The following is a 10,286-nucleotide window of genomic DNA, read 5'->3' as shown; positions in this document are numbered from 1 at the left end:
GACAGCCCGTGCCGGACACCACCCAGGAAGGTCACCTCGTCCTGCTCGAACTTCATCCGGGCACCACGGCCGTAGCCGAGCCGCCGCCGCGCCAGGTGGTCGGCCACCAGAGCGGTGGTGACCGGAACGCCGGCGGGCAGCCCCTCCAGCGTCGCCACCAGCGCCGGTCCGTGGGACTCCCCGGCCGTCAGCCAACGCAACCTGCTCAACGATGCTCCTCATGCTCGCGCCTGGTACACCGACGGCGCGACCGGGTGCGCGGCCCGGGCCCGTCATGTCCGATCCTCCCACGTCCGAAGGGGTATGGAGGGCCCTGGTCCAGCTATCGGACGCCGTCGGGGCGGTGGCCGGGAAGCGGAACGCCCGCGGGTGCACCACGCCACCCGGCCCGGACCTGCCCGGGCGGGCCCCCGGGCCGCCGGCCGGGCACGTAGCGGAACGGCCGCCGGCGGCTGTGGCGGCGGCCGTATCCGTCAGGTGCGGCAGCTGCGGGTCAGTGGTGCAGGGCGGCTTCCCCGGCAGCCCGCATGGCGGCCAGCGGGCCGGGGCGTCCGGTCATCTGCTCGACCTGGAGGACCGCCTGGTGGACCAGGAGGTCGAGGCCGCCGAGCAGGTTGCCGCCGCGCCGGGTCCAGGCCGCCGCGAGCGGGGTGGGCCACGGGTCGTACAGCACGTCGAACAGGGTGCCGGGGGCCTCCGGTACGGATTCGGCCAGGGCGTCCGTCGTACCGGCCGGCGTGGTGGCGATCACCAGGGGCGCCTCGAAGGCCCGGGCCGCGTCCGCCCAGTCGGCGGTGCGCACGGGCACGCCGAGGCGTTCGCCCCACTGCCGCATCTCGGCGGCGCGGGCCTCGCTGCGGACGTAGGCGGTGACCTCGCCGGAGCAGATGCGGGAGAGCGCGGCGAGCGCGGAGGAGGCGGTGGCGCCGGCACCGAGCACGGCGGCGGCGGGCACCTTCTCCACGCCCCGCTCGCGGAGCGCGGAGACCAGGCCCGGGATGTCGGTGTTGTCGCCGATCCGGCGGCCGTCCTCGGTGAGGACGACCGTGTTGACGGCCTCCACCGAGGCCGCGGTCTCGCTGATGCCGTCCAGCAGCGGGATGACCGCCCGCTTCAGCGGCATGGTCAGGGAGAGGCCGGCCCACTCGGGGCCGAGTTCCGCGATGAACGCCGGGAGCGCGGCCTCGTCGACCTCGAAGCGGTCGTACGACCAGTCGTCGAGGCCGAGCTCCTGGTAGGCGGCGCGGTGCAGCACCGGGGAGAGGGAGTGCTCGATGGGCGAACCCAGCACCGCGGCCCTTCTGCGTGACATGACTTGCTTACCCACCACTCTGTCGTCGGTTGAATTCCGCGACCAGTTTCTTGTGTTCCTCGTAGTCCTGGGTGAAGGTGGTCCGTTCTCCGTCAACAGAGACGAAGAACATCCAGCCGCCCTTGTCGGGATCGAGCGAGGCGTTGAGGGCTTCGTCGCCGGGGTTGCCGATCGGGCCGGGCGGCAGACCCTCGTACTTGTACGTGTTGTACGGGTGCTCGATCTGCCTGGTCTCCTTGACGGAGACGTTGATGTCGCTCGTGCCCTTCAGGTAGTTGATGGTCGAGTCGAACTCGAGCTTCCGGTTGGTGATGTCGTTCGTCGGTTCGAGGCGGTTGTAGATGACCTCGGACATCTTCCGGAAGTCCTCGTGGTTCTTGCCCTCGGCCTGGACGAGGCTGGCCACGGTGACCACGTCGAGCGGGGACTGCAGGCCGAGGTCCTTGGCCTTGCCCTCGATCCCGGCCGCCTCGTACTTCTGCTTCGCCTTCGCGACCATCTGCTTGAGCAGGTCCTCGGGCTTCATGTCCTTGCTGAGGTCGTAGCGCGCCGGGTAGAGGAAGCCCTCCAGCGGGTCCATGATCTTGGGGTCGGAGTGGGCCCAGGCGGGCAGGCCGAGGTTCTTCAGCTCGCGCTTGGAGACTTCGAACGTCGTGCCCTGCTTGAGGTTGAGCCTCTTGTCCACGGCCGCGTAGACCGCGGTGTTGCGCATGCCCTCGGTGACCGTGACCACGTTCAGCTTGGTCGGGTCGATCATCAGGTCGACCACGGCCTTGGCCGACATCTGCTTCTTGAGGGGGTAGATGCCGGGCTGGATGGACTTGCCCTTGGGGTTGGCCTCGGCGGCGTCGGTGAAGGCCTCGACGCTGGCGACGACGCCGGCCTGCTTGAGGGCCTGGCCCATCGCGATCAGGCTGGAACCGGGCTTGATCTCCACGTCGACGGGGTCGGTGCCCTCGCCGGTGAAGTCCTCGGGGGCGCCGAAGGTCTCCTGGAGGAAGGAGTAGCCGTACCAGCCGACGCCGCCGACGCCGCCGACCAGGACGAGCGCCACGAAGAGGCAGGCGACGCCGTTGCGGCCCTTTTTCTTCTTCGGTTTGCCCTTGCCACGGCCGGCACGCCGGCCCTCGTCACCGGGTCCGCCGTCGCGGCCCTCGCCGCCGGAGCGGGTCTTCGGGTCGCCGTCCCGCTCCGCGTCGGTCTCCTCGTCCTCCCATTCGGGGGCGGGTTCCGGGACCAGCGGGCGGCGGCCGGGGGGCTGCGGCGGCGGGTAGGCGTCCTCGGTGCCGTAGAGGTCGGGGGTCTCCCCCGGGTAGACGGCGGACTGCTGGCCGTACGGGTCGAGGCCCCCGGGGTAGGGGTCGGCGGCCGCGGGGTACGGGTCGGCGGCCTGGAGGTGTCCGGTCTGGCCGCCGTACGACTGGTGCGCGTGCTGGGGGTGCTGCGGATGTTGCGCGTGCTGTGGGTGCTGCGCGTGCTGTGGGTGCTGGGGATGCGGCTGCTGCTGGTGCTGGGGGTGCACCTGCTGCTGGCCGTAGTACGCCTGCTGCTGGTACTGCGGGTCCTGCGGGTAGGGCTGCTGCTGGTACTGGGCGGCGTCCTGCGGGTACGGAGAGTCCTGCTGGTACTGGGCGTCCTGCGGGTACGGCTGGTGCGGCGGGACCTGGTGGTGGGGGACCTGGTGCTGACCGGTCCAGCCCGGATCGCCGTAGAGGGGGTCCCCCGGGTGCCACGGTTCGGGGGCCTGGCCCCGCCCATACTCAGTCATCGATCCCCTAGAGCCGCGCGTCGAAGAGCCGACGGCTGTTCGAATGCCGCCACATCGCGCGGAACGTTACCGTATCGCGATCAGATGACCACTTCGACGCACTCACCGGGCGGATTTCCAGATACCCGTTCGGTCTCAAGAGCGTTCTGAAGGATGATCACAGCGGCCGCCTGGTCGATGACCGCGCGGCCCTTCCTGGCGTTCTTCCCGGACGCCCGCAGACCCTGCGCCGCGGTCACCGTGGTCATCCGCTCGTCCACCAGACGGACCGTCACCGGCTTGATGCCCTTGGCCAGTTCCCCGGCGAAGGCCCGGACCTTGGCCGCGGCCGGCCCCTCGCGTCCGCTGAGCGAACGCGGGAGGCCGACCACCACTTCGAGGGGCTCGTACTCCGCCACCAGCTGGCGCAGCCGCCGGTGGGCGGCCGGGACGTCGCGTCCCGGCACGGTCTCCACCGGTGTGGCCAACACCCCGTCGGGGTCGCACGAGGCGACCCCGATCCGGGCGTCACCGACATCGATCGCGAGGCGTCGGCCACGGCGCAGCGGCATTACGCGGTCTCCCCCACGAGGCGCTCGACCGCGGCGATGGCGTCGCCGACGGCAGCCGGGTTCTGCCCGCCGCCCTGGGCCACGTCCGGCTTGCCGCCACCGCCGCCGCCGAGAGTCTTGGCGGCGGTGCGGACCAGGTCACCGGCCTTGAGGCCGCGCTCGCGGGCCGCCTCGTTGGTGGCGATGACGGTCAGCGGGCGGTCGTTGGCCACGGCGAACAGGGCCACCACGGCCGGCCGGTCGCCGGCCCCCGACAGCTGCTGCAGCCGGCCGCGGACGTCGAGGACCAGCTTGCGCAGGTCGTCGGCGCCGGTGCCGTCGGGCACCTGGCCGGTGACCACGGCCACGCCGCGGATGTCCTGGGCGCCCTGGGCCAGACCCGCGGCGGCCTGCAGGACCTTCTCCGCGCGGAACTTCTCGATCTCCTTCTCGGCGTCCTTCAGCTTGCCGAGCATGGCCGCGATCTTCTCGGGCAGCTCCTCGGGGCGGCCCTTGACCAGCTCCTGGAGCTGGGCGACGACCGTGTGTTCCTTGGCGAGGAAGTTGTACGCGTCGACGCCGACCAGGGCCTCGACGCGGCGCACGCCGGAGCCGATGGAGGACTCGCCGAGCAGCTTCACCAGACCCAGCTGGCTGGTGTTGCCGACGTGCGTGCCGCCGCACAGCTCCTTGGAGAAGTCTCCGATGGTGACGACGCGGACCCGCTCGCCGTACTTCTCGCCGAACTCGGCGATGGCGCCCTGCTTCTTGGCCTCGTCGATGCTCATGATCTCGGCGGTGACGTCGAGCTCGCGGGAGAGCACGTCGTTGATCTTCTGCTCGACGTCGGTGAGGACCGAGCCGGGGACGGCGTTCGGTGAGCCGAAGTCGAAGCGGAAGCGGCCCGGCGAGTTCTCCGAACCGGCCTGGGCGGCGGTCGGGCCGAGGGCGTCGCGCAGCGCCTGGTGGGTCAGGTGGGTGGCCGAGTGGGCGCGGGCGATGGCCCGGCGGCGCTTGACGTCGATGGCGGCGTACGCGGAGGCGCCGACGGTGACCTCGCCGACCTGGACGGAGCCCTTGTGCACGGAGACGCCGGGGACCGGCTGCTGGACGTCGCGGACCTGGATGACGGCGCCGGAGTCGAGCTTGATCCGGCCCTGGTCGGCGAGCTGGCCGCCGCCCTCGGCGTAGAAGGGGGTCCGGTCGAGGACGACCTCGACCTCGTCGCCCTCGGTGGCGGCGGGCGAGGAGACGCCGTTGACCAGGAGGCCGACGATGGTGGCCTCGCCCTGGTTGGTGGCGTAGCCGGTGAACTCGGTGGCGCCGGAGCCGTCGGCGATCTCGCGGTAGGCGGAGACGTCGGCGTGGCCGGTCTTCTTGGCCTTGGCGTCGGCCTTGGCGCGGTCGCGCTGCTCCTGCATCAGGCGGCGGAACCCGGCCTCGTCCACGGTCAGGCCCTGCTCGGCGGCCATCTCCAGGGTGAGGTCGATCGGGAAGCCCCAGGTGTCGTGGAGCAGGAACGCCTTGTCGCCGGAGAGGACGGAGCCGCCGGCGGCCTTGGTCTCGCTGACCGCGGTGTCGAGGATGTTGGTTCCGCCCTTGAGGGCCTTGAGGAAGGCGGCCTCTTCGGCGAGCGCGACGGTCTCGATGCGCTTGCGGTCGGTGATCAGCTCGGGGTACTGCTGCCCCATCGTGTCGATCACGACGTCGATGAGGTCCTGGACGACCGGGCCGGTGGCACCCATGAGGCGCATGTTGCGGATGGCGCGGCGCATGATGCGGCGCAGCACGTAGCCGCGGCCCTCGTTGCCGGGGGTGACGCCGTCGCCGATGAGCATGACCGAGGTGCGCATGTGGTCGGCGACCACGCGCATGGCGACGTCGGTGTCCTTGGCCTGGCCGTAGCGGACGCCGGTCAGGTCGGTGGCCTTGTCCATGACCACGCGCAGGGTGTCGGTCTCGTACATGTTCCGGACGCCCTGGAGGATCATCGCCAGGCGTTCGAGGCCGAGACCGGTGTCGATGTTCTTGGAGGGCAGGTCGCCGAGGATCGGGAAGTCCTCCTTGCCGTCGCCGGCGCCGCGCTCGTACTGCATGAAGACGAGGTTCCAGATCTCCACGTACCGCTCGTCGTTGACGGCGGGGCCGCCCTCGACGCCGAACTCGGGGCCGCGGTCGTAGTTGATCTCGGAGCAGGGGCCGCAGGGGCCGGGCACGCCCATGGACCAGAAGTTGTCCTTCTTGCCCAGGCGCTGGATGCGCTCGGCGGGGACGCCGATCACGTCGCGCCAGATCGTCTCGGCCTCGTCGTCGTCGAGGTAGACGGTGATCCAGAGCTTCTCCGGCTCGAGGCCGTAGCCGCCGTCCGCCACGGGAGTCGTCAGGAGCTCCCAGGCGTACTTGATGGCGCCTTCCTTGAAGTAGTCGCCGAAGGAGAAGTTGCCGCACATCTGGAAGAACGTGCCGTGGCGGGTGGTCTTGCCGACCTCTTCGATGTCGGGGGTGCGCACGCACTTCTGCACGCTGGTGGCGCGGGGGGCGGGCGGCTTGGTCTCGCCGAGGAAGTACGGCTTGAAAGGCACCATGCCGGCGTTGACCAGCAGCAGAGTCGGGTCGTCCGCGATGAGCGACGCCGAAGGGACGACGGTGTGACCGCGCTCCTCGAAGAAGCTCAGCCAGCGGCGGCGGATCTCAGCCGACTCCATCAGTGGTCCTCATTCCGGTTGTACGAAAACTTCGGTCGGGTGTGGTCGTTCTGGATGGCCCGCAGACGGCGCGGGGCGGGGAGCACGCGCACGTCGTCCGTCAGGGCCGGGTCCTGCGGGTCCTGGGTCAGCCCCAGTGCATCGTTCAGCTCGTCCTCGCGCTGGGACATTCCCGCCCGGACGTCGAGCGCGAACTCCTTCAGGCGGTGGCCGGCCTCGACGGCCTTGTCCGCCGCCTGTGCGGCGAGGCTCTCCGGCGTCAGCTGCCTGAGCTTGCGGTTGACCTTGGTGGTGGCCCACACGCCGGCTGCGGCGCCTGCGGTGAACCAGAAGGTGCGGCGGAACATCGCGGTCGTCAGTCCTTCTGCTTGCGGCGCCGGGCGGCCGGCACGGTCCGCCCGACGATCACGGTACGGCGGGCCGCCCGCGCGGGTGCCTCGTCCGTCCGGCCCAGCGCCTTGCGCACCCCGTAGCCGAAGGCCGCGACCTTGACGAGGGGGCCGCCGAAGGTGGAGGCCACGGTGGAGGAGAGCGCGGAGGCGTTGGAGGTGACCTCCTGGACGTCGCTGGCGATCGCGTCCACGCGGTCGAGCTGGGTCCGGGCGGAGCGGACCGTGGTGGAGGCGTCGGCCAGCAGCGGGACGGCCTGCTCGGTCACGTCCGCGACCAGCTTGGTGGTCGCCTTGAGCGTCTGGGCCAGCCTCGCCAGTGCCACGGCGAGGAACGAGACCAGGATCGCCCAGAAGACGGCCACGAGGATCCCGGCCACCTCTCCACCGGACACGTAGCACCGCTCCCTGAACTGTGAGAAAAGTCGTCCCCCGACCCTATCGCGCCGAGGGCGGCCTTCCGTACCCGAATTCCCCGGCCCACGGCCGTCCACGCGGGGGCCGGCCGAAAAGGGGCCGGCCCGCCGCCCTCCCCCGGAGGGGCGGACGGCGGGCCGGAACAGCCTGTCGAGGACGGTGCCTCAGCGGGCGTAGTACTCGACGACGAGCTGCTCGTCGCAGATCACGGGGATCTCCTTGCGCTGCGGGTCACGGTCCAGGCGGAACGCCAGGGCCTTCAGGTTGACCTGCAGGTAACGGGGGGTCTCGCCCTCACCCGCGTAGCCACCCTCGCGGGCGACCTGGAACGGGTGCTTGTCGCGGCTGCGCTCGCGGACGGTCACGACGTCGTCGGGACGCACGCGGAACGACGGCTTGTCGACCTTGCCACCGTTGACCTCGATGTGGCCGTGGACGACCATCTGGCGGGCCTGGTAGATGGTGCGGGCGATGCCCGAACGCAGCACCAGGGCGTCCAGACGACGCTCGAGCTCGACGACGAGGGCCTCACCGGTCTTGCCGGCGACCTTCTTGGCGCGGTCGTAGGCGCGGGCCATCTGCTTCTCGGAGATGTCGTACTGCGCGCGCAGACGCTGCTTCTCCAGCAGACGGACCTTGTAGTCCGAGTTCTGCTTGCGGCCACGGCCGTGCTCGCCCGGCGGGTAGGGGCGGGCCTCGAAGTACTTGACGGCCTTCGGCGTCAGGGCGATGCCGAGGGCACGAGACTTCTTGACCTTGGGTCGCGACTGGTTCACGTGGAACCTACCTCCATGTAAGTTAGGTGAGCCTTACCTTATCCGAGGAGGACGTAATGTCTCGACCGCATGGGATCCCCCTGCCCAGTGCGCACCGCAGTTCGGACGAGAAACGATCCACGTCCGCTTACGACGACGATAGGCAAGGTCAGCCGCGTCCCAGGGAAGGCGCTCGACAGCTCACCGGAGCCGAGCGCGTACGAACCCTCGTTGATTCCAACGCCTCAGTATCCCTCACTCTCGCGGATGCTCGTGACACGCGCGATCCTGCGGACCTCGGGAAACGGGTGCCGGCCGCCAGGGCCGTCACCTCGGACGGGGACGTGATTCTCCTCGTTTCCGGGGAAACCCCGGCTGCCAGGGCAGCCGCTCACGCCCAGGACGACGACCTCACCGCAGTGATCGAGATCACTGATGTGGCGCCGGTGTCCGTCCCCCATCGTATCCGGGGCCGCGCCTGGCTGTCCGGCTGGCTGACCCCGGTCCGCGGCGCCGCCGAGCGGGCCGCCTGCGCGCGGCTGCTCGCGGAGCGCGACCCGGTCGGCGAGCTGCTGGGCCTCGGGGAGGCCCTGTCCGCCGACCCCGCGCCGGGGGCGTACGGGCGGCCGGCCTGGGTGCTGCTGCGGCTGGAGGTCGGCGCGATCACCGTGGACGACCTGTGGGGTGCGGAGCGGGTGGACCCGGACGAGCTGGGGCCCGCGGAGCCGGATCCGCTGCGGGAGCACGAGACGGAACTCCTGCAGCACCTGCACTCGGCGCACCGGGACCGGGTCCGGGACCTGCGCGCGCTGCTGGGCCCGCGGGCCGCCGGGGTGCGGGAGGCCGTACCGCTGGCCCTGGACCGGTACGGGCTGCGGGTCCGGTTCCTGGGCGAGCCGGGCGCGGACGGCGCGGCGTGCTTCGACGCCCGGTTCGACTTCCCGGAGCCGGTGGGGGACGTGTGCGGGATGCGGCGGGCGATGCGGGCGCTGTTCGGCGCGACGACCGCGTAGACCCCCGCCGACCGGGGTCAGTTGCCCTGGAGCCGGGACCGGACGCGTTCGACGACGTCCGCGTAGCGCGCTTCCGCGCCGTACCGGGTGGGCTCGTAGTACCGCTTGCCGTGGATGGCGTCCGGCGCGTACTGCTGCGCGGCGATCGCGCCCGGCACGTCGTGCGGGTAGACGTACCCCTGGGCGTGCCCCAGCTTGGCGGCGCCCTTGTAGTGGCCGTCCCGCAGGTGCGGCGGGACCGGGCCGGCCAGACCCGCCCGCACGTCCGCCAGGGCCGCGCCGATCGCCGTGGTGGCGGTGTTGGACTTCGGCGCCAGGGCCAGCGCGATCGTGCAGTGCGAGAGGGTGAGCGCCGCCTCCGGGAAGCCGATCATCGCGACCGCCTGCGCCGCGGCGACCGCCGTCGGCAGGGCCGTCGGGTCGGCCAGGCCGATGTCCTCGCTGGCGGAGATCATCAGCCGCCGGGCGATGAACCGCGGGTCCTCCCCCGCCTCGATCATCCGCGCCAGGTAGTGCAGCGCCGCGTCCACGTCCGAGCCGCGGATCGACTTGATCAGCGCCGAGGCCACGTCGTAGTGCTGGTCGCCGTCCCGGTCGTACTTGACCGCCGCACGGTCGACGGCCTCCTCCACCGTGGTGAGGGTGATCTCCGCCTCGCCCTTGGCCAGCGCGGCCCCCGCCCCGGCTTCGAGGGCGGTCAGCGCCCGCCTGGCGTCACCGCCGGCGATCCGCAGCAGGTGCGCCTCCGCGTCCGCGGCGAGCGTCACCGCACCATTCAGGCCCCGCTCCTCCACCAGCGCCCGGCGCAGCAGACCGGAGAGGTCCTCGTCGGTCAGCGGTTCGAGCGTGAGCAGCAGGGAACGGGACAGCAGGGGTGAGATCACGGAGAAGTAGGGGTTCTCCGTGGTGGCGGCGATCAGGGTCACCCAGCGGTTCTCGACGGCGGGCAGCAGCGAGTCCTGCTGGGCCTTGCTGAACCGGTGGATCTCGTCGAGGAAGAGGACGGTCTCCTTGCCGTACCCCCCGGCGGCCCGCCGCGCGCCCTCGATGACCGCGCGGACCTCCTTGACGCCCGCGGTGATCGCCGACAGTTCGACGAACCGCTTCCGGGTGGCCTGGCTGACCACGTACGCGAGGGTGGTCTTCCCGATGCCGGGCGGCCCCCAGAGGATCACCGAGGAGGCGCCCGCCGGTCCGCCGCCGTCACCGACGAGCCGGCGCAGCGGGGACCCCGGCTTGAGCAGGTGCTGCTGGCCGACGACCTCGTCCAGGGTGCGCGGGCGCATGCGGACGGCGAGCGGGGAGCTCGCGGGGTCCTTCTCCTGGCGGTCCTCGGCGGCGGCGGTGAACAGATCGGGTTCCACGCCTTGAAGCCTAAGCCAGACCGCCGACAGTCC

At 71.4% G+C, this 10,286-nt stretch carries 10 protein-coding genes; 1 reads left to right on the top strand and 9 read right to left on the bottom strand.

The genetic code is table 11. The features are described from left to right. From ACFY61_RS17340 to rpsD, 8 genes are all read right to left on the bottom strand, one after another. A partial coding sequence (locus tag ACFY61_RS17340; RefSeq protein ID WP_389472703.1) for a chorismate synthase occupies positions 1 to 209 on the bottom strand: 209 nt, incomplete at its 3' end. A 284-nt stretch (positions 210 to 493) separates the two neighbouring features. Further along, positions 494 to 1,312, bottom strand: coding sequence for a shikimate dehydrogenase (locus tag ACFY61_RS17335; RefSeq protein WP_389472700.1), 819 nt, complete (start codon positions 1,310 to 1,312; stop codon positions 494 to 496). A gap of 7 nt (positions 1,313 to 1,319) precedes the next feature. Beyond that, positions 1,320 to 3,080, bottom strand: a complete 1,761-nt coding sequence (mltG, locus tag ACFY61_RS17330; protein ID WP_389472698.1) for an endolytic transglycosylase MltG — start codon at positions 3,078 to 3,080, stop codon at positions 1,320 to 1,322. Between the two features lie 80 nt (positions 3,081 to 3,160). Then, positions 3,161 to 3,631, bottom strand: coding sequence for a Holliday junction resolvase RuvX (gene ruvX, locus ACFY61_RS17325; protein ID WP_389472695.1), 471 nt, complete (start codon positions 3,629 to 3,631; stop codon positions 3,161 to 3,163). After that, positions 3,631 to 6,315 (bottom strand): alanine--tRNA ligase, encoded by a 2,685-nt coding sequence (gene alaS / locus ACFY61_RS17320; RefSeq protein WP_389472692.1) that lies wholly within the window; start codon positions 6,313 to 6,315, stop codon positions 3,631 to 3,633. The genes ruvX and alaS overlap by 1 nt, the downstream gene beginning before the upstream one ends. After that, a complete protein-coding gene (locus tag ACFY61_RS17315; RefSeq protein ID WP_389472689.1) occupies positions 6,315 to 6,662 on the bottom strand; it encodes a DUF6167 family protein in 348 nt (115 codons plus the stop codon). The genes alaS and ACFY61_RS17315 overlap by 1 nt, the downstream gene beginning before the upstream one ends. Positions 6,663 to 6,670: 8 nt before the next feature. After that, a complete protein-coding gene (locus tag ACFY61_RS17310) occupies positions 6,671 to 7,099 on the bottom strand; it encodes a DUF948 domain-containing protein (RefSeq protein WP_389472687.1) in 429 nt (142 codons plus the stop codon). Between the two features lie 186 nt (positions 7,100 to 7,285). Next, the gene (rpsD, locus tag ACFY61_RS17305) at positions 7,286 to 7,897 is read right to left on the bottom strand and encodes a 30S ribosomal protein S4 (protein ID WP_389472684.1); all 612 of its coding nucleotides are present in this window, start codon (positions 7,895 to 7,897) and stop codon (positions 7,286 to 7,288) included. Positions 7,898 to 7,953: 56 nt separating this feature from the next. Between rpsD and ACFY61_RS17300 the strand changes: the two genes are divergently transcribed. Then, a complete protein-coding gene (locus ACFY61_RS17300; RefSeq protein WP_389472682.1) occupies positions 7,954 to 8,889 on the top strand; it encodes a DUF2470 domain-containing protein in 936 nt (311 codons plus the stop codon). 17 nt (positions 8,890 to 8,906) lie between these two features. Here ACFY61_RS17300 and ACFY61_RS17295 read toward each other — a convergent pair whose 3' ends face one another. Next, the gene (locus ACFY61_RS17295; protein ID WP_389472679.1) at positions 8,907 to 10,253 is read right to left on the bottom strand and encodes a replication-associated recombination protein A; all 1,347 of its coding nucleotides are present in this window, start codon (positions 10,251 to 10,253) and stop codon (positions 8,907 to 8,909) included. Positions 10,254 to 10,286 lie beyond the last annotated feature (33 nt).

This window comes from Streptomyces sp. NPDC012888 (genome assembly GCF_042900645.1).
Taxonomy (GTDB): Bacteria; Actinomycetota; Actinomycetes; order Streptomycetales; family Streptomycetaceae; genus Streptomyces.
Note: the sequence above shows the minus strand (reverse complement) of the source record. Positions and strands in the feature narration are given on the sequence as shown.

What these genes read in the sequence shown, in the direction of transcription:
- ACFY61_RS17300 (WP_389472682.1), top strand. Translation starts at nt 7,954, where the DNA reads ATGTCTCGACCGCATGGGATCCCCCTGCCCAGTGCGCACCGCAGTTCG.
- ruvX (WP_389472695.1), bottom strand. Translation starts at nt 3,631, where the DNA reads ATGCCGCTGCGCCGTGGCCGACGCCTCGCGATCGATGTCGGTGACGCC.
- alaS (WP_389472692.1), bottom strand. Translation starts at nt 6,315, where the DNA reads ATGGAGTCGGCTGAGATCCGCCGCCGCTGGCTGAGCTTCTTCGAGGAG.
- ACFY61_RS17335 (WP_389472700.1), bottom strand. Translation starts at nt 1,312, where the DNA reads ATGTCACGCAGAAGGGCCGCGGTGCTGGGTTCGCCCATCGAGCACTCC.
- mltG (WP_389472698.1), bottom strand. Translation starts at nt 3,080, where the DNA reads ATGACTGAGTATGGGCGGGGCCAGGCCCCCGAACCGTGGCACCCGGGG.
- ACFY61_RS17315 (WP_389472689.1), bottom strand. Translation starts at nt 6,662, where the DNA reads ATGTTCCGCCGCACCTTCTGGTTCACCGCAGGCGCCGCAGCCGGCGTG.